Source organism: Piscinibacter sp. PDB1-1, from assembly GCF_056675995.1.
Genome location: NZ_JBWVZJ010000003.1, coordinates 162213 through 186297, shown reverse-complemented (window position 1 = coordinate 186297; position 24085 = coordinate 162213). Strand labels below are relative to the sequence as shown.

The window sequence follows — 24085 nt, the reverse complement described above, 5'->3', positions numbered from 1 at the left end:
CTTTTGAGGGAAAATCCCAGGATGACGCAAGACACACTGGCGCCCGCCGCGCCCAAGATCGGTTTCGTCTCTTTGGGCTGCCCCAAGGCGCTGACCGATTCCGAACTCATCCTCACGCAACTGCGCGCCGAGGGCTACGACACCTCGAAGACATTTGCCGGCGCCGACCTGGTGATCGTCAACACCTGCGGCTTCATCGACGATGCGGTGAAGGAGAGCCTCGACACCATCGGCGAGGCGCTGGCCGAGAACGGCAAGGTGATCGTCACTGGCTGCCTGGGCGCGAAGGTCGGCGAGAGCGGCGGAAACCTCGTGCGCCAGATGCACCCGAGCGTGCTTGCCGTAACGGGCCCGCACGCCACGAACGAGGTGATGGATGCGGTGCACACGCACGTGCCAAAGCCTCACGACCCGTTTGTGGATCTGGTGCCGGCGCAAGGCGTGAAGCTCACGCCTCGCCACTATGCCTACCTGAAGATCAGCGAAGGCTGCAACCATCGCTGCAGCTTCTGCATCATCCCCAGCATGCGCGGCGACCTGGTCTCGCGGCCGATCGGGGACGTGCTGGGCGAGGCGCAACGCCTGTTCGAATCCGGCGTCAAGGAGTTGCTCGTCATCAGCCAGGACACCAGCGCCTACGGTGTGGACGTGAAGTACCGCACCGGTTTCTGGGACGGCAAACCCGTCAAGACGCGCATGCTCGACCTGTGCGAGAAGCTGGGCGCACTGGCCTCACAGCATGGCGCCTGGGTTCGTCTGCACTATGTCTACCCCTACCCGCATGTGGACGAGATCCTGCCGCTGATGGCCGAAGGCTTGATCCTTCCGTACCTCGACGTGCCTTTCCAGCACTCGCACCCCGATGTGCTCAAACGCATGAAGCGCCCGGCCAACGGCGAGAAGAATCTCGATCGCCTGCAGCGCTGGCGTGAGATCTGCCCCGAGTTGGTGGTGCGCAGTACGTTCATCGCGGGCTTCCCGGGCGAGACCGAGGCGGAGTTCGATCACCTGTTGGGGTTCATGCGGGAAGCGCAGATCGATCGCGCCGGGTGCTTTGCGTATTCGCCTGTCGAAGGCGCGACCGCGAACGCGCTGGCCGACCCGGTAGCTCCCGAGTTGCGCGAAGAACGGCGTGCCCGGTTCATGGAGGTGGCGGAAGAGGTGTCGGCCGCCAAACTGCGCAAGCGCGTCGGCGCCACCATGCAGGTGCTCATCGATTCCGCCCCGGCCATGGGGCGTAAGGGCGGGGTGGGGCGCAGCTACGCCGATGCGCCTGAGATCGACGGCAACGTCCATCTGCTGCCGCCGGAGAAGGCCTCCAAGACCTTGAAGGTGGGCGAGTTCACCCGTGCGCGCATCGTCGGTACGCAGGGACACGACCTGGTGGCCCAACCGATATGACGCAAGGGAAGCGGCCAGACGGCAAGAGCACGGGGCTGATCCACCACCCCTACGTGCCGCCGGCCGGCTTTGGCGCCATGGCTCCTGCGGTGCACAAGGCATCGACGGTCTTCTTCCCCAACGTGGCGGCGCTACAGGCGCGCAATTGGCGCTCCAAGGCTGGCTACACCTACGGTTTGCACGGCACGCCGACGACTTTCACGCTTGAAGAGCGCATCAGCACGCTCGAAGGCGGTCTGCAGACACTGCTGGTGCCAAGCGGGCTGGCCAGCATCACGCTGGTGGACATGGCCCTGCTGAAGCAAGGCGACGAAGTCCTGATCCCTGAGAACGCTTACGGGCCCAGCAAGGAACTGGCGCGCAACGAGCTGGCGGCCTGGGGTATCACGCACCGCTTTTACGACCCGATGGATGCGCGTGGCCTGGCGGTCTTGATCACGCCGCAGACGCGCTTGATATGGATCGAGGCGGCAGGTTCGGTGACGATGGAGTTCCCCGATGTGCCGGCGCTCGTGAAGGTGGCGCGCGAGCACGGCCTTCTGACGGCGCTCGACAACACATGGGGCGCGGGACTGGCGTTCAACGCGTTTGACCTCGCGCCAGGCGGTGAAGCGCTCGGCGTCGACATATCAGTCCAGGCCCTGACCAAATACGCCTCGGGCGGCGGTGACGTGCTGATGGGCTCGGTCACCACGCGCGACGAAGCGCTGCACCTCAAGCTGAAGTTCTGTCACATGCGCATGGGCTGGGGCGTGGGGGCGAACGACGTCGAGTTGGTGCTCAGGTCGTTGCCGTCGATCCAGTTGCGCTACGACGCACAAGACACTTCCGCGCGCACCTTGGCGGCATGGTGGTCGCAGCGGCGCGAGATCACGCAGGTCCTGCACCCCGCGCTACCGGGGTCGCCGGGCCACGAATGTTGGCAGGCGCTGTGCACACGCGCTGCCGGGCTGTTTTCGGTCGTCTTCAATGAACGCTACAAGCCGGAGCAGGTGCATGCGTTTCTCGACGCGTTGCAGTTGATCAGGCTCGGCTATTCATGGGCCGGGCCGATGACCTTGGCCGTCCCCTACAACGTGGCCGGGATGCGGGAGCAATCGGCGTACAGGGGTGTTCTGGTTCGGTTCTCGACGGGACTGGAATCGGCCGCGGATCTGATCGCGGACTGCCAGCAGGCCTTGCAGGCGCTCGGGTCGTAGTCGGAACCAGGGCGCGAACGTCTCGCTCGCGCGAGTCAGCCCTTCGGGCCTGATGAGACTTTATGTCTCATCAGCCGTCCCTTTTCCCGATCCCAGTCGCGCTTCTTCTCGGTGTTGCGCTTGTCGTGCTCGGCCTTGCCCTTGGCGAGAGCGATCTCTGCTTTCACACGACCGCCTTTGTAGTGGAGGTCAAGCGGGACCAGGGTGAAGCCCTTTTGCTCCACCTTGCCGATCAGGCGCTTGATCTCTTCCTTGTGCATCAAGAGCTTCTTGGTGCGGTCGGCTTCGGGGCTGACGTGGGTGGAGGCGCTGCGCAGCGCATTGATGCGGCAGCCGATGAGGTGGAGTTCGCCATCACGGATCACCACATAGCCATCGGTGAGTTGCACCTGGCCGGCGCGGATCGCCTTGATCTCCCAGCCTTGCAGCACCATGCCCGCTTCGTAGCGTTCTTCTATGTGGTAGTCAAAGCGTGCGCGGCGGTTTTCTGCAATCGACATGGGGTCAAGATGAGGCTGAAGGCGCTCAATACAATCCGGCCATTGTATGAAGCACGTCAAGAAATCCGTTCTGCTCTCTTACTCGGCCGCCGAGATGTACGCGCTGGTGACGGCGGTGCCCGACTACCCCAAGTTCTTGCCGTGGTGCGCGAAGGCTGAAGTCCTGTCGCAAGACGAGTCGGGAATGACGGCTCGGTTGCACCTTGCCTACGGTGGGCTGAAGCACGCCTTCACGACACGCAACACCCATGTGCAAGACAGCAGCGTGCTGGTCTCGCTGGTCGATGGCCCGTTCTCCGCGCTGGAGGGCACCTGGAAGTTCGTGCCTCTGCAACTGGCTGGCGACACGCCCGCGTGCAAGATCGAATTCGAGATGCGCTACGCCTTCAGCAACACACCCCTGGAGTTGCTGGTGAGCCCGGTGTTCGACCGCATTGCGAACACCTTCGTGGATTCGTTCGTCAAACGCGCCGAAGAGGTCTATGGCAGCCGCTGAGCTGACTGTGGAGGTGGTCTACAGCCCCGAGGCCGGGGCCACGCGCCACGCGACTCTGAAGCTGCTTCAGGGCAGCACGGTTGGCGACGCGTTGCGCCAGGCGCTGCCCGAACTCTCGCTCGAAGGTCTGGGGCTGGGTGTGTGGGGCAAGTTGCGCTCGCCCACCGATGAACTGCGAGATCGCGATCGCGTGGAGGTGTATCGCGGGCTGCGCGTCGATCCAAAAGAAGCGCGCCGTCAGCGCCACCAGAGCCAGCGCGCGACCAAGGTCAGGCGCTGAGGCGGCAGAGCGCTATTTGCAGTCGCTGGCCATGACGTCGCGCGCGCGCTTGGCTTCGGCCGCGCGGGCGTTGTCGTCAAGGTATTCGCGTTCGCCCTTTTCGTTGACGCGGGCCATGCGCATACCGTCGTCGATGGAGCGCAGCTGCGCCTTGGCGCGCTGGCAGTTGTCGGCGCGAGCGGCTTTCATCTTCTCTTCTTCTGCGCTGCGCTTGGCGGCCTCCTCGTCGGCGGCCTTGCGGCGCTTGGCTTCCAGTTCGGGGTCGACCCCGCTCTTGGCGCCGCCCGCAGCCGGGGGCAGTGCGGCAGACGCTGCCGATCCGGCGGCTTCGGCGCCAGTCGGTGCGAAGGTCGGCGCAGGCTTGCGGGACACGCTGCCGCTCGGGCGCTGCAGGATGTCGGCATCGCTCACCGATTGCGGCGGCGGGATGTCGCTGTACTGGATGTGCCCGCTCTTGTCTTTCCACTTCCACTGAGCGAACGCAGGGCTGCTCAGACTGAGCGTCACGAGGGCTCCAAGTGCGAGGGCGGCGAGCCTGGCCGAGGTGTGAAAGCGGGCGAGTGTCATGGCGCGAAAGTGTAGTCGCGCACATCCGGTTACGCTGGTTCCAGGCGGGGCTTGGCGCGGCTTTAGGCACACCTTTGTGCATGCTCTTGCGCATTCCGTGAACTATTGCCAGACCTGCGCCTAAGCCGGTGATTTGGCTGCCGCCGTGGTGCCGGCTGAAGGGGTGGGCGGGCGTCCGTATAATTCGCTTTTGCGTCAGGAGCTTTCTCATGCGCCTACTCGGCAAAGCGCTCACCTTCGACGATGTGTTGTTGGTGCCGGCTTTCTCTCAGGTGTTGCCGCGCGACACCACGCTCTCCACTCAGTTCTCCCGCAACATCCGCCTGAACCTGCCGCTGGTGTCCGCTGCAATGGACACAGTGACAGAGGCCCGCCTGGCGATCGCCATCGCGCAAGAAGGCGGCATCGGGATCGTGCACAAGAACCTCTCGCCCAAGCAGCAAGCTGCAGAGGTTGCCCGGGTGAAGCGCTACGAGTCGGGCCTGCTTCGCGACCCCATCACCATCTCGCCCGGCGTGCCGGTGCGTGACGTCATCAACCTCTCGCGCCAGCACGGCATCTCCGGCTTCCCGGTGGTGGAAGAGGGCAAGGTGGTCGGCATCGTGACCGGCCGCGACCTGCGCTTCGAGACGCGCATGGACATCCCGGTTCGCGAAATCATGACGCCCCGCGAACGCCTCATCACGGTGCGCGAAGGTACCTCCCTCGCCGAGGCCAAGGCGCTGATGCACAAGCACAAGCTCGAGCGAGTGCTCGTGGTCAACGAGGCGTTCGAGCTGCGCGGTCTCTTCACGGTCAAGGACATCACCAAGCAGACCAACTTCCCCAACGCGGCACGCGACGCGCAAGGCAAGCTTCGCGTTGGCGCGGCAGTCGGTGTGGGTGAAGGCACCGAAGAACGCGTTGAGCTGCTGGTGAAGGCGGGCGTGGACGCATTGGTGGTCGATACCGCACACGGCCACAGCGCCGGTGTGATCGAGCGCGTGCGCTGGGTCAAGCAGAACTATCCGCAGGTCGACGTGATCGGCGGCAATATCGCGACGGGTGCCGCAGCCCTGGCCCTGGCCGAGGCCGGCGCCGATGGCGTGAAGGTCGGCATCGGCCCGGGCTCCATCTGTACCACGCGCATCGTGGCGGGCGTTGGTGTGCCGCAGATCACGGCCATCGACAACGTGGCCAAGGCCTTGGCGGGTACGGGTGTGCCGTTGATTGCAGATGGCGGCATCCGCTATTCCGGCGATATCGCCAAGGCCATCGCGGCCGGCGCCAACACCGTGATGATGGGCGGCATGTTCGCCGGCACCGAAGAGGCGCCGGGCGAGATCGTGCTGTTCCAGGGGCGCAGCTACAAGAGCTATCGCGGCATGGGCTCGATCGGTGCCATGCAGCAGGGCTCGGCCGACCGCTACTTCCAGGACAACACCGGCGCCAACCCCAATGCCGACAAGCTGGTTCCCGAAGGCATCGAGGGCCGCGTGCCGTACAAGGGGTCGCTGGTGAGCATCATCTTCCAGATGGCGGGTGGCATCCGTGCGTCGATGGGCTACTGCGGCTGCGCGAGCGTCGACGATATGCGAAACCAGGCCGAGTTCGTCGAGATCACGTCGGCCGGCATTCGTGAGAGCCACGTGCACGACGTGCAGATCACCAAGGAAGCGCCCAACTACCGCATGGAGTAGATGGACCCCCTCGGCCGACGGGTACGTCGGCCGATCCCCCGAGGGGATCGGGCCGGCTTGGGAGCGGCCCGGCGCTCGGCCCGGTTCGCTCCGATGTCCGCTGCTCGTCTCTGTTGCCCTGAAGTGAATCCCGCGTGAGCGACACATCCTTGAATCAGACTCAGCCGGCTGCGGTTCGCCCCGCGGCGATGCGCTTCATCCTTCTCACGGTGCTGATCGACATGGTGTCGATCGGGCTGATCATCCCCGTGCTGCCCGAACTAGTCGGGCGGTTCACGACCGATCGCAGCGAGCAGGCGTTCTGGTTCGGCGCGATCATGTTCACCTTCGGGGTCGCGAACTTCTTCTGTGCGCCGTTGCTGGGGGCGTTGTCCGATCGATACGGGCGGCGGCCGGTGCTGTTGCTGGGCTTTTGCGGCTTCGCGTTCAGTTATTTCGGGACCGCGCTCGCTTCGACCCTCTGGCAGCTTGTTTCCATTCGGGTGGTCAGCGGTGCGTTGCAGGCCAATGTGAGCGTGGCCAATGCCTACGTGGCTGACATCACCGCGCCAGAAGACCGCGCACGCCGCTTTGGCCTCATGGGCGCGATGTTCGGAGTCGGATTCATCCTCGGCCCGGTTCTGGGCGGATTGCTCGGCGCCATCGACATCCACCTGCCGTTCTATGCGTCGGGCGGGTTGGCCTTGCTGAACCTCGTCTATGGCTACTTCGTGCTGCCGGAGTCACTGCCGGTCGAGAACCGCAAGCCGGTGACCTGGGGTGCGCTCAATCCCATCCGTTCGCTCATGCAACTGACCCGGCTCGAAGGCGTGGGCCTGCTCGTGCTGGTGATTGCCTTCGGCGCATTGACCGATTCCATCTTGCGCTCCACCTGGGTTCTGTACACCGGCTTCCGGTTTGCCTGGGGCCCGATGGAGAACGGCTGGTCGCTCTTTGCCGTGGGCGTGATCTCGGTGCTGGTGCAAGGCGTCCTGCTGAAGCGCCTGCTCGCGGCCTTCGGCGCGAGGCGTCTCGCGACCATGGGGCTCATGTCCGCCGCGGTCTGCTATGTGCTCTGGGGCCTGTCGAATCAGGGTTGGATGATGTATGCCGTGATGGTGCTGAACCTGCTGGGCTTCACGGTGCAGGCGTCGATCCAGTCACTGGTCTCGAACGCGGCGGATGCCTCCACGCAAGGCCGCACGATGGGCGCGGTGGCATCGCTCACCAGCCTGATGTATGTGATCGGCCCGGTCATCGGCACCTCGTTGCTCGGTTTTGTATCACACCTGCCGCCGAGCGACTGGCGCGTCGGGGCACCGTTCTTCTTCTGCGCCATGCTCCTGGCGTCGTCCACGGCGGTTGCGCTGTGGCACTTCTCGCGTCGACCGGTCGAGTTGGCGACCGCCCCGAACGCCTGAGCCTCACCTCTGGGCCACCACCATGCACGACAAGATCCTTATCCTCGATTTCGGCTCCCAGGTCACACAACTCATCGCGCGGCGCGTGCGCGAAGCTCACGTGCTCAGCGAGGTGCACCCTTGCGACGTGAGCGATGACTGGGTTCGCGAGTACGCGAAGGACGGCCACTTGAAGGGCGTGATCCTGTCCGGCAGCCACGCGAGCGTGTACGAAGACACCACCGACAAGGCGCCGCAGGCGGTGTTCGAGCTGGGCGTGCCGGTGCTCGGCATCTGCTACGGCATGCAGACCATGGCGCACCAGCTCGGCGGCAAGGTCGAGGGCGGCCACAAGCGCGAGTTCGGTTTCGCTGCCGTGCGTGCGCGCGGCCACACGGCGCTCTTCAAGGACATTGCCGACTTCACCACGCCCGAAGGCCACGGCATGCTCAACGTGTGGATGAGCCACGGTGACAAGGTCACCGAGCTGCCGCCCGGGTTCAAGCTGATGGCTTCCACCGACAGCTGCCCGATCGCCGGCATGGCCGACGAGGAGCGCCGCTTCTACGGCGTGCAGTTCCACCCCGAGGTCACGCACACGCAGCAGGGGCGGGCGATCATCGAGCGCTTCGTGCTCGGTGTTTGCGGCGCGCAGGCCGACTGGATCATGAAGGATCACATCGCCGAGGCGGTCGAGAAGATCCGCCAACAGGTGGGCGACGAGGAAGTCATCCTCGGCCTGTCCGGCGGCGTCGATTCGAGCGTGGCCGCTGCCCTGATCCACCGTGCGATCGGCGACCAGCTCACCTGTGTGTTCGTCGACCATGGCCTCTTGCGCCTGAACGAAGGCGACATGGTGATGGACATGTTTGAAGGCAAGCTGCACGCCAAGGTGATCCGTGTCGATGCGAGCGAGCTGTTCCTGGGCAAGCTGGCTGGCGTGAGCGACCCCGAAGCCAAGCGCAAGATCATCGGCGGCGAGTTCGTCACCGTCTTCAAGCAAGAGGCCGCGAAGCTCAAGGCCAGCGGCGCCGGCCACAAGGGTGCCACCTTCCTGGCACAGGGCACGATCTACCCCGACGTCATCGAATCCGGTGGCGCCAAGAGCAAGAAGGCCGTCACGATCAAGAGCCACCACAACGTGGGCGGCTTGCCGGAGCAACTGGGGCTCAAGCTGCTTGAGCCGCTGCGCGACCTGTTCAAGGACGAGGTGCGCGAACTGGGCGTGGCCCTGGGGCTGCCGCCCGAGATGGTGTACCGCCACCCGTTCCCCGGCCCCGGCCTGGGCGTGCGTATCCTCGGCGAGGTGAAAAAGGACTACGCCGACCTGCTGCGCCGGGCCGATGCGATCTTCATCGAAGAACTGCGCAACTTCCGCGACGAGGCCACCGGCAAGACCTGGTACGACCTCACCAGCCAAGCCTTTACCGTGTTCCTGCCGGTCAAGAGCGTGGGGGTGATGGGCGATGGCCGCACCTACGACTACGTGGTGGCCCTGCGCGCGGTGCAGACCAGCGACTTCATGACGGCCGACTGGGCGGAGCTGCCGTATGCGCTGCTCAAGAAGGTGTCGGGCCGTATCATCAATGAGGTGCGCGGCATCAACCGCGTGACCTACGACGTGAGCTCCAAGCCGCCCGCCACCATCGAGTGGGAGTGAGTGCGGGGCGGCCGTGACGCTTTCAAGGCGTTGACCGCGTGTCGGCACGGGGGGCATGGCGATGACTGCAGGGCCGCTGCGAGACCTTCTCTTGCCGCTTCGCCCCACGCGCAGGCTGTTCTTTGCCCTGCGGCCGGACACCGGTGCCATCGCGCGGATCAAAGCCCTGTCGGCGCAGTGGGCTGCCGTGATGGGTCATCGAGGCAAGCTGATCCCACCGGAGCGGCTGCATGTCACGCTGTGCTTTCTGGGCGACCATGTGGGCCATCCGTTTGAAGTGATCGCCTCGGCACGGCGTGCTGCGCAGTCGTTGCAGGCGGCACCGCTGAAGGTGCGATTCGATCGGGTGGCCAGCTTCGAGACACACAGGGGGCCGAGACCGGTCGTCCTGCTGGGCGATGAAGCCGATGGTTTGGCGGCCGTGATGGGTTTTCAACGCGATCTTGCACAGGCCTTGCGGCTGCACGGCCTGGAGTCGCCGGGGCGGCGCGGCTTCACGCCGCATGTCACCCTCATGTATGCCAACCGCGACATCCCCGAGATGCCGGTGGAGCCGATTGAATGGCTGGCCGACGAGTTCGTGCTGACCGTGAGCGCGATCGGCGAGGGCCGGCATACGGTACTGGCCCGCTGGCCGTTGAGCGCCACCTGATCGCACAAGGCGACGTGCAGGGCGAAGGTCAGGCCTTGGGTATGCCACTTGCCCACCCTCGATGAGCCCCACGCGGGGCCGAGGAGACGTGACATGGCCAAGCAAGCAACCCGTGCTGCCGCACGACGCGCAGACGCACCCAGCCGCGCCGAGGCAACCCGGTCGCGCTCGGGTGACGCCCGGCGAGCCGACGCCACCGCGGCGCGCCATCGCGAGATGCAAACCCTGCAAGATCAGAAGGATCGGCGCACGGGCAAGGCCGGCGAGGCGCCTGCCGGCAAGGGTGCCGGCACGGCAGAGCGCCGGGGCGTCCAGGCGGGCGCGCGCACGCACCCGCGCAAGCTGCCCGCACAGCACCTGGCCAAACCCGGGCGCGAAGCCGATCTCGCGCTGCAACCGCAATTCCTCGCGCCCGGTTACCTCGGCAGCGCCAAGCTGAAAGGCATGGTGGCGCTCATCACCGGTGGCGATTCGGGCATCGGCCGCGCTGTCGCGGTGCTGTACGCCCGCGAAGGTGCGGACGTCGCCATCGTCTACCTGAGCGAGGACGAAGACGCCGCACACACCGCGAGCTGCGTGGAGCGCGAGGGCGGGCGTTGCCTGTTGATCCCGGGCGACGTGAAGGACTCCGCCTTCTGCCAGTCTGCCGTGGAGCAGGTGGTGGCGGCGTACGGGCGGCTCGACATCCTCGTCAACAACGCCGCGTTCCAGGAGCATGCCGGCTCGTTGCTCGACATCTCGGACGAGCGATTCGACGAGACCATGCGCACGAACGTGTACGGCTACTTCCACATGGCCAGGGCGGCGGTGCCGCACCTCAAGGAGGGTGGCAGCATCATCAACACGGGCTCGGTGGTCGGTCTGCGTGGCAGTGCCGAGTTGCTTGATTACTCGACGACCAAGGGCGCGATTCATGCCTTCACGAAGTCGCTCGCGCAGAACCTGATGCCGCGCGGAATCCGCGTGAATGCCGTGGCCCCGGGGCCGGTGTGGACGCCGCTGAACCCGGCCGACCGGCCGGCCCGAAGCGTCAAGGACTTCGGCAAGAAGACCGACATGAAGCGCGTGGCGCAACCCGAGGAGTTGTCGCCCGCGTATGTGTTTCTCGCCGCACCCTGCTGCGCGAGCTATATCAGCGGCATCGTGCTTCCGGTGACGGGCAGCGTAGGCGCGAATTGACCCGCGGCTGCCCGCGATCCCTCAGAACTGGTAGCGCGCGCCGACGTACAGCGAGCGGGGCTCGCCCGGCGACAGCACGGCGGCATCCGGGAGCGCCACGTCCCTCACGCTGGTGCGTGCAACGTAGTTCTTGTTGGACAGGTTGCGCGCCTCGGCGTAGAGCTCCCAGCTCTTTTGCGAATAGCCGGCCCGCAAGCCCCACAGCGCGTAGCTGTCGACTTCATAGGTGTTGGCGAAGTCGGCATAGCGGCTGCCTTGCCAGTCGAAGGTGGGGCCGGCGAAGAAGCCGCTGGCGTGGCGGTACAGGATCTCGGCGCGCGCCGAGTAGTCGGGCGCGGCGGGGAGCTTGTTGTTGCCGTAGATCGCGTCGCTGTCGAAGCGAAAGTGGTTCAGCGTCAGGTTCAGCAGCGGTTCGATGCGGCCCTCCCCGGCGGTGATGCTGGCGCCGACAAGTGCCTCCAGCCCTGCGTGGACGGTGCTGTCGACGTTGGTGGAGGTGGTGGTGCCCGGTGCGTTGGGGTTGTCGCGCGAGAGGATCTCGTTCCTGAGCTTGCCGTAAAAAAGCGAGACGTCCCAGTGCAGGCGCGCTGCCCCGGCGAAGTGCTCCCCGCGCGTGCCGATCTCGAAAACGGTGCCGTGCATTGCATCGAGCGGCCTGTCGTTGGCCAGATCGTCGAGCTGGTACAGCGTGGGCGCTTCATACGTGCGGCTCAGGTTGGTGTAGAGCTGGGCCTGCGGCGCGACCTGGTAGATGAGGCCGGCGCGAGGGTTGATGCTGTCATAGGTGGCGTCGGTGCCGTCGGTCTGCATGCCTGTGGCGGGGTCGATGCTGCGTGTGGTGCGGCCGCCGCGGACGGCCTGGGCACCGAACACGGCTGTCCAGTCGGGTGTGAAGGTCCAGCGATCGACGGCGAACGCGGAGATGCTGTCGGCATCGTTGTCGGTGCCGGCCCACATGCCCGCGGGCGCGACCGTGCCGTAGTTGTAGTTGCCGCCGTCGACCCACGTGCGGCCATAGTCGATGCCGGCCAGCAGGTCGTGGTTGCCGAACCGTGTGTCGTAGCGCAATGCGAGACCGGCGTTGCGTTGGCGGTTGTCGATCAGCAAGCTGAAAAAGGGTGGCGCGTAGACGATCGGGTGGAAGAGCTTCTGCTCCTCGAACGAGACGCCGACGCTGAGGCTGCTGCCCACACCGAGTTCCCAGCTGGTCTTGTTCGCCAGGCGCCAGGTCTCGACATTCCATCGATAGTCGCCCGTCACGTTGGCCGCATTCGCCTGCCGGGGGTCGCTCTGCCACTGCTCGCGGGTGAGCGCACCGGGGAGTTGCTCATCGTTCTTCACATAGGTGGCATAGAAACGCGAGCTGGCCGCGCCGGACTGCCACCCTGCATTGGCGTAGAGGCCCTGGCGCTCCTGCTCGCTGTGCGCGCGGTAGCCCTCGCGGCGCTTGGCCTCGACGGTGAGCAGCCCGTCGAACTCTTCGGCAACGAGGCCGGCGCTGAAGCGCCCCTGGATTTGCCCGAAGCTGCCGCCATTGAGTGACACCTCGAACGGCGAACGCTCGCGCGCGGTGGGTGTGATGAAGTTGATGGCGCCGCCGAGCGTGGCGGCCCCGAAGCTCATGGCGTTGGCGCCGCGCGCAACAACGGCGTAGCCGGCGCTCAGCGGGTCGACGAAGCGGTTGTGGTTATTGCCGTCGGCCGCCGTCACGGGCAGGCCGTCTTGCAGCAGCTTGATGCCGTTGCCGTCATAGTCGACCGCATCGAGATTGGAGCCGCGTGCCGAGATGAACACGCCATCGGAACCGGTGGCGCTCTCTGCCAGCATGCCGGGCACGTAGCGAAGCATGTCGGCGAGATTGGCGGTGCTGCGCTGGTACAGCTCCTTCGCGTCGAAGACGCTCACGCCGCCGGGGTTGAGCGCCTGTTCGGCTTCGAGCTTCTGTTTGGTCTCTTCGGCAGTCTTGCCGGTGACGACGACGGCAGGCATCTGCGTGGGCTGGGCGGCGGTTTGCGCCAGGGCGATCGAAAGCGGCGCCACCTGGAGGGCGGACAGCAGGGCGATGGGGTAGCGGTTCATGGGTCGATTCGAAGGGAATCCGCAGCCAGGCGCGTACGTACGCGGGCGCGGAGAAGTGCAGCAAGCGTTGCCAGGGCGCGTGGGGAGGCCGTGGCGGACGCGACGTCGGCGCTGGTCAGTGCGTGCAAGGGCACGCGCCTCCAGCGTGGGCGAAGGTCAGTGCGCTGGGGGCGGCCCGTGGGCGGGCGGGGGGGCCGCGCGCCGGACGACACGGGCGGGTTGCGCCGCCGGAGCGGGCGGCTCTTGCAAGGCAGCGCGCAGTGCCGCGGCCTCGGCGCCACGAGGTGGGGGTGCGGCGCTCGCACCGGCAACGCAAAGCTGCGCGCAGCTTGCGAGGTGATCGGCGGCCGCCGGGTTGTCATCGCCGCCGGTCACTGCTTCGCGCAGTTCGGGAGGCAACTGCGCGATCGCCAGTGTGGCTGCGGCACTGGGTTGGCCGCACCAGCCAGGCATGCCACCCGAGGGCGACGCCATGGTCACGGCATGGGCCACGGGCGCGCACAACTGCGCGACCCAGGCCAGCACGGCCCAGGCCCAGAGCCGGAGAAGCCGTGTGCGAGACATGGGGCGGGATTGTAAGTGTGGCGCGCCGCCGATCGCGGCAGGCTGGCGGGTGCGCGCCAGCGGGATTCCGTGCACTACTTGACTCGCTGCTTCTCCAGCTTGCGTGCCAGCGTGCGGCGGTGCATGCCCAGGCGGCGGGCGGTCTCGGAGATGTTGAAACCCGTGTCGGCCAGGGTCTCGTGGATGCGCTCCCACTCGAGCGTCTTGATGGATGTGGCGCGTGGCGTGAGCTCGACGTCGGTGCTGCCCGAGGCGCGGCCGAACGCGGCTTCGATGTCGTCGGTGTTCGAGGGCTTGGCCAGGTAGTGGCACGCCCCCAGCTTGATGGCCTCGACGGCGGTCGCGATGCTGGCGTAGCCTGTCAGCACCACGATCACGGCGGCAGGCGTGTGCGCCTTGATCGCCTGCACGCAGGCCAGGCCCGAGGCCTCGCCGCTGATCTTGAGGTCGACCACGGCATGCGTGGGCGCGATTGCATCCAGCAGATCGAGCACCTGCGGCAGCGTGCGCGCTACGGTCACGGTGTAGCCGCGGCGCTCGAACGAGCGGCCCAGCGTGCGTGCAAAGGCTTCGTCGTCTTCGACGAGCAGCAGGTGGCGCTCAGTCTCCATCGGTGATCTTGTCCTCCAGGGCAACGGCTGAGAGCGGCACGGAGATACGCACCTGCGCACCGCCACCCGCCCGATTCTCGGCGACGACCTGGCCGCCCAGCGTGCGGGCCACGTTCACCACCAGGAAGAGGCCGAGTCCACCACCGGGGCGGCCCTTGCTCGATTGATAGGGCTTGCCGAGCTTTTCCAGCATCTGGGCAGGAAAACCGGGGCCGTTGTCGACGACAGTGAGCAGCAGCGAGTCTTTGTCACGCGACACCTCGAGCCGCAGCCACTTGTTCGACGCTTCCAGTGCGTTGTCGAGCACGTTGAAGATCATTTGCTTCATGGCCGAATCGGAGACGATGGCCAGGTCTTGCTCGACCAGGTTCTCGTAGTGCAGGTCGGCCACCGGGCGGGTGCGTTGCCACTCGGTGACGAGCGCGTCCATGAAGGTATGCAGCGTCGTTTCTTCGGATGATTCCCCGCGCGCCTCGCCGGCCGACATGAGAATTCCGCTGACGATGGCTTTGCAGCGTTCGAGTTGCGTCTGCATCTCGGCCACCTCAAGCGAAAGCTCGGGGTCGGAGCTGAAGTGGGGCAGGCGCCGCCAGTCGCCGAGGATCACCGCCAGCGTGGCGAGTGGTGTGCCCAACTCGTGCGCCGCACCCGAGGCGAGCAGGCCCATGCGAACGATGTGCTCCTCTTCGGCCGCGCGCTGCCGCAAGTGCGCCAGTCGGGCATCGCGTGCGCGCAGGTTGAACATGATGCGTGTCATGAAGACCGCCAGCAGCGCTGCGATCAGGCAGAAGCAGATAAGCAAACCGAGCAAGAAGGGGCTTGCGAGGCCGCTGCCGTGCTCGAGCGGAATGGCCAGCGGGCGATACAAGACCGCGAGCCCCAGAAAACACGCGCCGGTGATCCCCACCAGCGCCCACGTGAACGCAGGTTGCAGCAGCAACGCACCGAGCGCCACCTGCAGCAGGAAGAGAAAGATGAAGGGGTTGGTGACGCCGCCGCTCAGATAGAGCTGAACTGTGAGCGTGGCCACGTCGATCAACATGGCGACGAAAAGCTCGGTCTCGGAGACCACCCGCGCACGGCCCAGCCGCCAGACGCTGAAGAGGTTGAAAAGCACCAAAACGCTCAGCGCCCCCGCCATCTCGGGGAGCGGCAGCGCAATGCCGAGAGCGAACCGCGCCACCACGATCGTGAACACCTGCCCGACGACCGCCATCCAGCGCAGCTGGATCAACTGCTGCATGTTGCGCCGCCCGGCGTCCACCTCCGCGGTGTGGGAGCGTTCGCGAAGGCGCGGTTCGATGATCGGGTCAGTCGCTGGGGGCATGGGTGGGAGAGGTCGGGTCGCTGTTGCGGCTGCGCCGTTCGGTGCGCGCCACGAACACACCCGCGGCCAGCACCATGACGGCCAGGCCAAACCACGTCAGAGCGTAAACCAGGTGATTGTTGTGGAAGGCGATGACCGTGAGGCCGCCCACAGGGTCGGCTGGCGTGGCATCTGCCACGCGATCGGCATCGATGAAGAACGGCGCCACCGGCCCCAGCCCGCGCGCGGCGGCGATGGCGGACAGGTCGCGCGAGTACCAACGGTCGGCGGCCGGGTCGTTGCGGCGCGGGAAGCGGCCTTCGCCTTCGCTCAGGCGCAGCAGCCCGGTGACGTCGACGCGTTCGCCAGTGCTGGCCACCTCGCGCCCGACTTTCGGCACGAAGCCGCGGTTGATGAGCACCGTGCCGCCCTCCGGGGTGCGCAGCGGCGTCAGGAGCCAGTAGCCGCTGCCCAGATCGGTGGTGGCCTGCACCCAGGTGCTCCGGCCGATGATCCATTCCCCCGAGATGTGCACTCGGCGGTACTCGTCTGCTGCTGTCGTGACCGCTGGCCAGTTCACCATGGCCGGGGCGGCCACGGGCGCTGCATGAACACGTTGATCCACCCGGTCGATCAGCGCGAGCTTCCAGGTGCGCCGCTCGAGTTGCCACCAGCCGAGGGCGATGAAGAGCGCAAACAGCGCGATGCCTGCAGCGCTGAGTGCCACGAAGAAGAGCCGGGAGCGCGGCCGGCTTCGGGTCATGTGCGCGTCAGGACATGCCAGGCATCTGGTGCACCGGCATCATGTTGGTGTTGAGGTGGTACATCACCCACAGCGAGCCGCTCAGCGTGATGACGACCAGCACCACGGTGAAGATCAGCGCCAGCATGATCCAGCCGCCCTGCGCCTTCGCGTTCATGTGCAGGAAGTACACCATGTGCACCACGATCTGCACCGCTGCGAAGCCCAGGATCACCAGCGCCGTGGTGTTGGTGTTCTCGAACACCTTGCCCATGACCAGCCAGAACGGGATGGCTGTGAGGATGACCGCCAGCACGAAGCCGGTGGCGTAGCCCTTGAAGGTGACGTGCTCGATCTCGTCGTGATCGTCGCCATGGCCGTGGCCATGTTCGTGGTCACCGTGGCCGTGAGGTGCAGAAGCCGAAGAATCGTTGGTGTGGCTCACGACAAGGACCCCATCAGGTAGACGAAGGTGAAGACGCCGATCCAGACGACGTCCAGGAAATGCCAGAACATCGACAGGCACATCAGGCGGCGGCGGTTCTCGCGGATTAGGCCGTGCTTGCCGAGTTGCGCCACGAGTGTCACCAGCCACACGATGCCGAAGGTGACGTGCAGCCCGTGCGTGCCGACCAAGGCGAAGAATGACGACAGGAACGCGCTGCGCTGCGGCGTGGCTCCCTCTGCGATAAGGTGATGGAACTCGTACAGCTCGATGCCGACGAAGCCCGCGCCCAGCAGGCCGGTCACGATCAGCCAGCCAATCACGGCCTTGAGGCGGTTGCGCTGCGCCTCGATCATCACGAAGCCGTAGGTGATCGACGAGAGCAGTAGCAGCGAGGTGTTGACAGCCACCAGCGGCAGGTCGAACAGATCGGCGCCCGAGGGACCGGCCGCGTAGTTGCGGCCCAGCACGCCGTACACCGCGAACAGGCAGGCGAAGATGAGGCAATCGCTCATCAGGTAGAGCCAGAAGCCCAGCAGCGTGCCGTTCTCGGGGTGGTGATCGCCGCCGTCGTGGAAGTCGGGCATCGGCATCGACGGGCCGCGGCCGGAGCCGGGCGAGGTGCCGACGTCGTTGCCGGTGGGGGTGGCTGTGAGTTCAGACATGGCGTGCCAGCAGTGCGGTGCGCAGGCCCTCGGTGCTTTCGACCTGGGTGACCGGGATGTAGTAGTCGCGCTTGTAGTTGAAGGTGTGGACGATGGTGGCCACGATCAGCGCCGCGAAGACGGCGATCGCCGGGATCCACATGTGCCAGATCAGCGTGAAGCCGAGCGCTGCGCTCAACATGGCGAGCACGAAGCCGGCTGCCGTGTTCTTGGGCATGTGGATGGGGCGGAAGCCTTGCGTCGGGCGTTCGTAGCCGCGCTGCTTCATGTCCCACCAGGCGTCGTTGTCATGCACGCGCGGCGTGAAGGCGAAGTTGTAGTCGGGCGGGGGCGATGAGGTCGACCACTCCAGCGTGCGGCCCCCCCACGGGTCGCCGGTGTGGTCGCGCAGCGATTCGCGGCGCCGGTAGCTCACCACCAACTGGATCAGGAAGCTTGCAATGCCGATCGCGATCAGCACGGCACCGAAGGCAGCGATCTGGAACCAGATCTGTAGCGAGGTGTCTTCGAAGTGGCTGACCCGGCGCGTCACGCCCATCAGGCCGAGCACGTACAACGGCATGAAGGCGAAGAAGAAGCCGATCTGCCAGAACCAGAACGAGCACTTGCCCCAGAACGGATCGAGCTTGTAGCCGAAGGCCTTCGGGAACCAGAAGGTGATGCCGGCCATCAGCCCGAACAGCACGCCGCCGATGATCACGTTGTGGAAGTGCGCAATGAGGAACAGGCTGTTGTGCAGCACGAAGTCGGCCGGCGGAACGGCCAGCAGCACGCCCGTCATGCCGCCGATCACGAAGGTGACCATGAAGCCCACGGTCCACAGCATCGGCACCTCGAAGCGGATGCGGCCGCGGTACATGGTGAAGAGCCAGTTGAAGATCTTCGCGCCCGTGGGGATCGAGATGATCATGGTCGTGATCCCGAAGAACGAGTTCACGCTGGCGCCGCTGCCCATGGTGAAGAAGTGGTGCAGCCACACGAGGTACGACAGGATCGTGATCACCACCGTGGCGTAGACCATGGACGCGTAGCCGAATAGGCGCTTGCCCGAGAAGGTGGACACCACTTCCGAGAAGATGCCGAACACCGGCAGCACCAGGATGTAGACCTCGGGGTGGCCCCAGATCCAGATCAGGTTCACGTACATCATCGGGTTGCCGCCCAACTCGTTCGTGAAGAAGTTCGTGCCGAGGTAGCGGTCCATGGACAGGAACGCGAGCACGGCCGTCAGCACCGGGAAGGCAGCGACGATCAGCACGTTGGTGCACAGCGAGGTCCAGGTGAAGACGGGCATCTTCATCAGGCTCATGCCGGGCGCGCGCATCTTGACGATGGTGGCGATGAGGTTCACGCCCGATAACAAGGTGCCTACCCCCGCCACCTGCAGGGACCATATGTAGTAATCGACCCCCACGTCGGGGCTGTACGCGATGCCCGAGAGCGGCGGGTAGGCCAGCCATCCGGTCTTGGCGAACTCGCCGACGAACAGCGAGCACATCACCAGCGCCGCGCCGCTGGCCGTCATCCAGAAGCTGAAGTTGTTGAGGAAGGGGAAGGCCACGTCGCGCGCGCCAATCTGCAGCGGCACGATGTAGTTCATCAGCCCCGTGACCAGCGGCATGGCCACGAAGAAGATCATGATCACGCCGTGTGCCGTGAAGATCTGGTCGTAGTGGTGCGGCGGCAGGTAGCCCAGGTTGTCACCGAAGGCGACGGCCTGTTGCAGCCGCATCATCAGCGCGTCGGCAAAGCCGCGCAGCAGCATCACGATGCCCAGGATCATGTACATGATCCCGATCTTCTTGTGGTCGATGCTGGTGAACCAGTCGCGCCACAGCATGCCCCACAGCTTGAAGTAGGTGAGTGCGCCCAGGATCGCCACGCCGCCCAGCACGACGGCGGCGAATGTCGCCAGCAAGATGGGCTCATGCAGCGGAATGGCTTCCCAGCTCAGGCGGCCAAGCAGCAGGCTGGTCGTTTCGGGGTGGTTGGTCATCGTGGATCCTGGCGCTGCCTGAAAGGGCGTCTCGTGATGCGTGGGGAGTGGGCGAGGGTGCCGGTCACTGCAGGCGGGTTGCCGTCAGTTCGAGCTGCGGCTCGCCGGCCGGGTTGTCGCTGGTGCAGAGCAGGGCCTGCACGTAGGTCCAGTTGCCGCCAGTGGGCGCGGGGCGGCCGTCGTCGGCGGCGCGAAAGCGTGATGCCGTCACCAGCGTGGCCTGGCCGGTGCGGCCGAGGCCCCCTTGGGCGTCGATGGCCATCATCTCGTTCATGCACATCTTGCCGGCCTCGACGCAGCGGTTGAGGATGGCGCCGTACAGGGTCGGGTCGACCTGGGCGTAGCGGCGCACGGGTTCGCGCTCGCTCGGTCGCTCGAGCTCGAGGTAGTCGGTGCGAGACAACGCCTTGCCCTCGGCCTTGTTGCGAGCGACCCAGGCCTGGAACTCCTGGTTGCCCAGACCATGAAAAGTGAAACGCATCCCGGAGAAGCCTGCGCCGCTGTAGTTGCTGGAGAAGCCTTCATACGCGCCGGCCTTGTTGATGACCGCGTGGAGCTTGGTTTCCATGCCAGGCATGGCATAGATCATGCCGGCCAGCGCCGGGACGTAGAACGAGTTCATCACCGAGCTGGCCGTGATCTTGAACTGGATCGGCTGGTCCACCGGCGCGGCCACTTCGTTCACGGTGGCAATGCCTTGCTCGGGATAGAGGAAGAGCCACTTCCAGTCGAGTGCGACGACCTCGATCACCAGCGGCTTGACGTCGGCCGGGATCGGCCGTTGGGCGTCGAGCCGCGACAGCTTGCGGAAGGGGTCCAGCGTGTGCGTGCTCAACCAGGTGATGGCACCGAGCGCGATGATGATGATCAGCGGCGCGGACCAGATCACGAGCTCCAGCTGGGTGGAGTGGTCCCAATCAGGCTGGTAGTCAGCCTGGGTGTTCGACGCGCGGTACTTCCAGGCGAAGAACAGCGTGAGCGCGATCACCGGCACGATGATGACCAGCATCAGCAAGGTCGACACCACGACCAGCTTGCCCTGTTGAGCGGCAATGTCGCCAGAAGGGTTGAGCACCACGGTGTTGCAGCCGGCGAGCAAGCCGATCAGGCAAAGCAGGGCAAAGCCACGGAGTTTTTTGAAGTGGTGCATACGAGTTGACGAGAGCGCTGGCACGGAGGGGCAGCATGGCCCCCATGGCGATCGCCGCAAAATTTAATCCTGTTGGGCGCATTTGGCGATTGGACGTTTTGTCCAATTGGCTCAAACTCCGGTTGGTGACACCCTGACGGCCTTGCGCACGATCCAAGACCCTGCCCAGATGTCGAGCATTGCCCCCCCTCACGCCGATCCCTCCAGCACCCCGCAGTCGCGAGGCAAGCATCACTCCACGGAAGTCGCCCCGAGCGACATCGCGGTGGGGGTCGTCATCGGCCGCGCGTCGGAGTACTTCGACTTCTTCGTCTTCGGCATTGCCTGCGTGCTGGTCTTCCCGCCGCTGTTCTTCCCGTTCACCGACCCGCTCAGCGGCACCCTGTGGTCGTTCGTCGTCTTCTCGTTCGCCTTCATCGCACGACCGGTGGGCACGGCGATCTCGATGCTCATCCAGCGCCGTTGGGGGCGTGGGACCAAACTGACGGTCGCGCTCTTCCTGCTGGGTACCTGCACGGTGGGCATGGGTTTCCTGCCCGGTTACCAGACGGCCGGCTTTGCCGCCATCGTGCTGCTGTCGCTGTTTCGCATTGGCCAGGGGCTGGCGCTTGGCGGCTCCTGGGATGGGTTGCCGTCGCTGCTGGCCATGAACGCGCCGAGCCGCCGCCGCGGTTGGTACGCCATGCTCGGCCAGCTGGGCGCACCGGTCGGTTTCGTGCTGGCCTCGGGCCTTTTCGCCTTTCTGTATGCCAACCTGACCCATGAGGATTTCCTCAGCTGGGGCTGGCGTTACCCGTTCTTTGTCGCCTTTGCCATCAACGTGGTGGCACTCTTTGCTCGGCTGCGACTGGTGGTCACGCATGAGTACGAACAGGCACTCAGCCAGCGTGAACTCCAACCCACCAGCGTGGTGGCGGTGGTGCGCGAGCAGGGCTCCAACATCGTGATCGGCGCGTTCGCGGCGCTCGCGAGCTATGCGCTCTTCCACGTGGTGACGGTGTTTCCGCTCTCCTGGATCATGCTGTTCTCCAAGCAGTCGATCACGGGCTTCCTGGTGATCCAGATCATCGGTGGCCTGCTGGCCGCGGTAGGCATCATCGCTTCGGGCTGGATTGCCGATCGCGTGGGCGGTCGCCGGCGAACGCTCGCCGCGCTGGCGATCATGATCGCGGTGTTCAGCGGGTTCGCCCCCACGCTGCTTGACGGCGGTGAGCTCGGGCAAGACGTCTTCATTCTCGTGGGCTTCGTGCTGCTCGGGCTCTCGTACGGCCAGGCGGCCGGCACAGTCACATCGAACTTCAGCTCGAAGTACCGTTACGTGGGGGCCGCGCTCACGTCCGACTTGGCATGGTTGATCGGCGCCGCCTTTGCGCCGCTGGTGGCTCTCGGGCTGTCAGCGCACTTCGGGTTGGGCTACGTGAGCGTCTATCTGCTCTCGGGCGCGGCGTGCACGCTGGCCGCGCTGATGATCAACCGGGCGGTCGAAACCCGGGACGACCCGGCCGAGCCGAGCTAACGCGATTTAAACGATGTGTCTCAACCGACAGACGGTTGAGACCCGCTGCGCAGCGGTAGCCGCCCGGGGCGGGGCGCGAAGTTACAGTCAACGCTCCGTTTGGCCCCGAACGTCTGGTGCGCTTGCCCGCCGACCACTCCCCATGAGAATCCTGTTCAGTGTCGTTTCGCTGCTCGTGGTGCTGGCGATCGTGGGCATGCTCGCCACGCGACAGCTCAAGTCCGCGAGCGAGGCGCCCGTCGTGTCTTCGGCTGCCAGTGAAGCGGCGGCACCGCAGGGCAACACGCCCCGCGAACAATCGCGCCAGTTGCAAGAGCAGGTGCTGCGCGACGTCAACAAGGCACTCGAACAAGGTGCGCGCAAGGCGGAGCCCGAGCAATGAGCTTCACGCCTGCTGACGAACACGCGATGCGTATCGCGCTCGACCAGGCGCACAACGCCTGGCTCGTGGGCGAGGTGCCGGTCGGCGCCGTGATCATGCGCAATGGGCAGGTGATCGCCACCGGCTACAACCGGCCGATCACCGAGCACGACCCGACGGCGCACGCCGAGATCGTGGCCTTGCGCCACGCGGCCACCTTGTCGTCGAACTACCGCCTGCCCGAGTGCGAGCTCTACGTGACGCTCGAACCTTGCGCCATGTGCGCCATGGCGCTGATGCACGCGCGCTTCAAGCGCGTGGTGTTCGGCGCCACCGACCCCAAGACCGGTGCGGCGGGTTCGGTGGTCGATCTCTTCGGGCAGCCCAAACTCAACCATCACACGCAGATCGAAGGCGGCCTTCTGGCCGACGATTGCGGCAAGGTGCTGCGTGAGTTCTTCGCCGAGCGGCGCGAGTTGTATCGCCAGCGCCGCGCCGGCGCCAACACCGAGCCCGGCGGCCTGGAGCCGCCCGCCATCCCGACCGGAGAGGTTCTCGAAATTGAGCCGACATCATCACCACCCCCGTGAATGCCCTGACTGTGGCCACGATCACGATCACGCCCATGAGCACGCCGCTCCTACGCTGACCTTGTTCACTCCGGCCGGCGTGCTGCCGAAGGCCGCGCCGCTGCGGCTGGCGGCCAAGCGGCTGAGCGGCCTGGGTTTCGAGGTGCAACTCGACGAATCGGCGCTGGCGCGCCATCAGCGCTTTGGCGGCGACGACGACACCCGCCTCGAGGCCATCCACCGCGTGGCCCGGGCCGCGCCCGGTGTCGCGCTGGCTTCGCGCGGCGGCTACGGCATCACCCGCCTGCTCGATCGCATCGACTGGAAGCTGCTCGGGCGCAGCGCCGAGCACGGGACGCGCTGGGTCGGCTACAGCGACGTAACGGCACTTCACCTCGGCTTGCTGGCGCACACCGGCCAGCGCAGTTGGGCTGGCCCCTTGGCCTGCGACGACTTCGGCCGCGAGGCGGTGGATGACGTCACCTCCGCGTGCTTTGCCGAGGCCATGACCGGCGAGCTCGAAGCCGTTGGCTTCCGCACGGAGGCAGGCTTCGACGGGCTGGAGGCCAAGGGCGTGCTGTGGGGCGGCAACCTGTGCGTGCTGGGCACCATGCTCGGCACCCGCCACTGGCCCAAGGTGAAGGGCGGCATCCTCTTCCTGGAAGACGTGAACGAGCACCCCTACCGAATCGAGCGCAGCCTGCTGCAACTCCACCAGGCGGGTGTGCTCGATGCGCAGAAGGCGATCGTGCTGGGTGCCTTCACCGAGTACCGCAAGTCGCCGCTCGATCGCGGTTACTCGCTCAAGACAGTGATCGAGCACCTGCGCTCGGTCACCAAGACGCCCATCCTCACGGGGCTGCCGTTCGGTCATGTTCCGACAAAAGTCACGCTTCCCGTGGGTTCGAAGGTGACGCTGCTCGTTCAGGCACGGGATGTGCTGATCGGCTGGTAGCCCTCTCTAAAACTCGGGCTGAATACCCTGAGGCGCCTGTGAAAGGGCGCGCATAGAATCCGCGGCGCTCGCCTCGTGCGGCACCGGGCACAAGCCGGTTGCTGACGCAGGCGCTTTTGTTTGTTGTCTTCGCA

24 protein-coding genes are annotated in these 24085 nt (G+C 65.8%); 13 read left to right on the top strand and 11 right to left on the bottom strand.

Going from position 1 to position 24085, the window contains the following annotated elements; genetic code table 11:
- The first annotated feature begins 21 nt into the window (after positions 1–21).
- Positions 22–1401 (top strand): 30S ribosomal protein S12 methylthiotransferase RimO, encoded by a 1380-nt coding sequence (gene rimO, locus AC1KAR_RS16835; RefSeq protein WP_480319771.1) that lies wholly within the window; start codon positions 22–24, stop codon positions 1399–1401.
- Complete coding sequence (locus AC1KAR_RS16830; RefSeq protein ID WP_480319769.1) at positions 1398–2600, top strand: PLP-dependent transferase; 1203 nt, start codon at positions 1398–1400, stop codon at positions 2598–2600. The genes rimO and AC1KAR_RS16830 overlap by 4 nt, the downstream gene beginning before the upstream one ends.
- Before the next feature lie 35 nt (positions 2601–2635).
- Here AC1KAR_RS16830 and smpB read toward each other — a convergent pair whose 3' ends face one another.
- Complete coding sequence (gene smpB / locus AC1KAR_RS16825; protein ID WP_480319767.1) at positions 2636–3100, bottom strand: SsrA-binding protein SmpB; 465 nt, start codon at positions 3098–3100, stop codon at positions 2636–2638.
- A 46-nt stretch (positions 3101–3146) separates the two neighbouring features.
- Between smpB and AC1KAR_RS16820 the strand changes: the two genes are divergently transcribed.
- A complete protein-coding gene (locus tag AC1KAR_RS16820; protein ID WP_480319765.1) occupies positions 3147–3596 on the top strand; it encodes a type II toxin-antitoxin system RatA family toxin in 450 nt (149 codons plus the stop codon).
- Positions 3583–3876 carry an RnfH family protein gene (locus AC1KAR_RS16815; RefSeq protein ID WP_480319763.1) on the top strand — a complete coding sequence of 98 codons (294 nt, stop codon included), beginning with the start codon at positions 3583–3585 and terminating at the stop codon, positions 3874–3876. The genes AC1KAR_RS16820 and AC1KAR_RS16815 overlap by 14 nt, the downstream gene beginning before the upstream one ends.
- Before the next feature lie 12 nt (positions 3877–3888).
- Here the strand turns inward: AC1KAR_RS16815 and AC1KAR_RS16810 are convergent, their stop codons facing one another.
- Positions 3889–4443, bottom strand: coding sequence for a DUF4124 domain-containing protein (locus AC1KAR_RS16810; RefSeq protein WP_480319761.1), 555 nt, complete (start codon positions 4441–4443; stop codon positions 3889–3891).
- A 209-nt stretch (positions 4444–4652) separates the two neighbouring features.
- Here AC1KAR_RS16810 and guaB point away from each other — a divergent pair, with 209 nt between their 5' ends.
- The 5 genes from guaB (at position 4653) to AC1KAR_RS16785 (ending at position 10992) form a co-directional block, all read left to right on the top strand.
- Positions 4653–6122 (top strand): IMP dehydrogenase, encoded by a 1470-nt coding sequence (gene guaB, locus AC1KAR_RS16805; RefSeq protein ID WP_480319759.1) that lies wholly within the window; start codon positions 4653–4655, stop codon positions 6120–6122.
- A 188-nt stretch (positions 6123–6310) separates the two neighbouring features.
- Positions 6311–7522 (top strand): MFS transporter, encoded by a 1212-nt coding sequence (locus tag AC1KAR_RS16800; protein WP_480319757.1) that lies wholly within the window; start codon positions 6311–6313, stop codon positions 7520–7522.
- Positions 7523–7544: 22 nt separating this feature from the next.
- Entirely contained in the window at positions 7545–9161 is a 1617-nt protein-coding gene (gene guaA / locus AC1KAR_RS16795; protein WP_480319755.1) for a glutamine-hydrolyzing GMP synthase, read from the top strand.
- A 91-nt stretch (positions 9162–9252) separates the two neighbouring features.
- Positions 9253–9813, top strand: a complete 561-nt coding sequence (locus tag AC1KAR_RS16790) for a 2'-5' RNA ligase family protein (protein WP_480319753.1) — start codon at positions 9253–9255, stop codon at positions 9811–9813.
- Between the two features lie 216 nt (positions 9814–10029).
- Positions 10030–10992 carry an SDR family oxidoreductase gene (locus AC1KAR_RS16785; protein WP_480320764.1) on the top strand — a complete coding sequence of 321 codons (963 nt, stop codon included), beginning with the start codon at positions 10030–10032 and terminating at the stop codon, positions 10990–10992.
- A 21-nt stretch (positions 10993–11013) separates the two neighbouring features.
- Here the strand turns inward: AC1KAR_RS16785 and AC1KAR_RS16780 are convergent, their stop codons facing one another.
- The 9 genes from AC1KAR_RS16780 to cyoA all read right to left on the bottom strand — a co-directional run bounded on the left by AC1KAR_RS16780 (position 11014) and on the right by cyoA (position 20550).
- Positions 11014–13071, bottom strand: a complete 2058-nt coding sequence (locus tag AC1KAR_RS16780; RefSeq protein ID WP_480319751.1) for a TonB-dependent receptor family protein — start codon at positions 13069–13071, stop codon at positions 11014–11016.
- A 156-nt stretch (positions 13072–13227) separates the two neighbouring features.
- Positions 13228–13635, bottom strand: coding sequence for a hypothetical protein (locus AC1KAR_RS16775; protein ID WP_480319749.1), 408 nt, complete (start codon positions 13633–13635; stop codon positions 13228–13230).
- Between the two features lie 74 nt (positions 13636–13709).
- Positions 13710–14246, bottom strand: a complete 537-nt coding sequence (locus tag AC1KAR_RS16770) for a response regulator transcription factor (protein ID WP_480319747.1) — start codon at positions 14244–14246, stop codon at positions 13710–13712.
- Complete coding sequence (locus AC1KAR_RS16765) at positions 14236–15573, bottom strand: ATP-binding protein (RefSeq protein ID WP_480319745.1); 1338 nt, start codon at positions 15571–15573, stop codon at positions 14236–14238. Before AC1KAR_RS16765 ends, AC1KAR_RS16770 begins: the two co-directional genes overlap by 11 nt.
- Positions 15557–16315 (bottom strand): SURF1 family protein, encoded by a 759-nt coding sequence (locus tag AC1KAR_RS16760; protein ID WP_480319743.1) that lies wholly within the window; start codon positions 16313–16315, stop codon positions 15557–15559. The genes AC1KAR_RS16765 and AC1KAR_RS16760 overlap by 17 nt, the downstream gene beginning before the upstream one ends.
- A gap of 7 nt (positions 16316–16322) precedes the next feature.
- Complete coding sequence (gene cyoD, locus AC1KAR_RS16755; protein WP_480319741.1) at positions 16323–16739, bottom strand: cytochrome o ubiquinol oxidase subunit IV; 417 nt, start codon at positions 16737–16739, stop codon at positions 16323–16325.
- A complete protein-coding gene (gene cyoC / locus AC1KAR_RS16750; RefSeq protein ID WP_480320762.1) occupies positions 16736–17332 on the bottom strand; it encodes a cytochrome o ubiquinol oxidase subunit III in 597 nt (198 codons plus the stop codon). Before cyoC ends, cyoD begins: the two co-directional genes overlap by 4 nt.
- Positions 17333–17396: 64 nt before the next feature.
- Entirely contained in the window at positions 17397–19400 is a 2004-nt protein-coding gene (cyoB, locus tag AC1KAR_RS16745) for a cytochrome o ubiquinol oxidase subunit I (RefSeq protein WP_480319739.1), read from the bottom strand.
- Between the two features lie 64 nt (positions 19401–19464).
- Positions 19465–20550 (bottom strand): ubiquinol oxidase subunit II, encoded by a 1086-nt coding sequence (gene cyoA / locus AC1KAR_RS16740; RefSeq protein WP_480319737.1) that lies wholly within the window; start codon positions 20548–20550, stop codon positions 19465–19467.
- A 169-nt stretch (positions 20551–20719) separates the two neighbouring features.
- Here cyoA and AC1KAR_RS16735 point away from each other — a divergent pair, with 169 nt between their 5' ends.
- The 4 genes from AC1KAR_RS16735 to AC1KAR_RS16720 all read left to right on the top strand — a co-directional run bounded on the left by AC1KAR_RS16735 (position 20720) and on the right by AC1KAR_RS16720 (position 23951).
- A complete protein-coding gene (locus tag AC1KAR_RS16735; RefSeq protein WP_480319735.1) occupies positions 20720–22066 on the top strand; it encodes an MFS transporter in 1347 nt (448 codons plus the stop codon).
- Between the two features lie 142 nt (positions 22067–22208).
- Positions 22209–22448: a hypothetical protein gene (locus AC1KAR_RS16730; RefSeq protein ID WP_480319733.1), complete on the top strand. Its 240-nt coding sequence runs from the start codon at positions 22209–22211 to the stop codon at positions 22446–22448.
- Entirely contained in the window at positions 22445–23017 is a 573-nt protein-coding gene (gene tadA, locus AC1KAR_RS16725) for a tRNA adenosine(34) deaminase TadA (RefSeq protein WP_480319731.1), read from the top strand. Before AC1KAR_RS16730 ends, tadA begins: the two co-directional genes overlap by 4 nt.
- 61 nt (positions 23018–23078) lie before the next feature.
- Positions 23079–23951: an LD-carboxypeptidase gene (locus AC1KAR_RS16720; protein ID WP_480319729.1), complete on the top strand. Its 873-nt coding sequence runs from the start codon at positions 23079–23081 to the stop codon at positions 23949–23951.
- Positions 23952–24085: the final 134 nt, after the last annotated feature.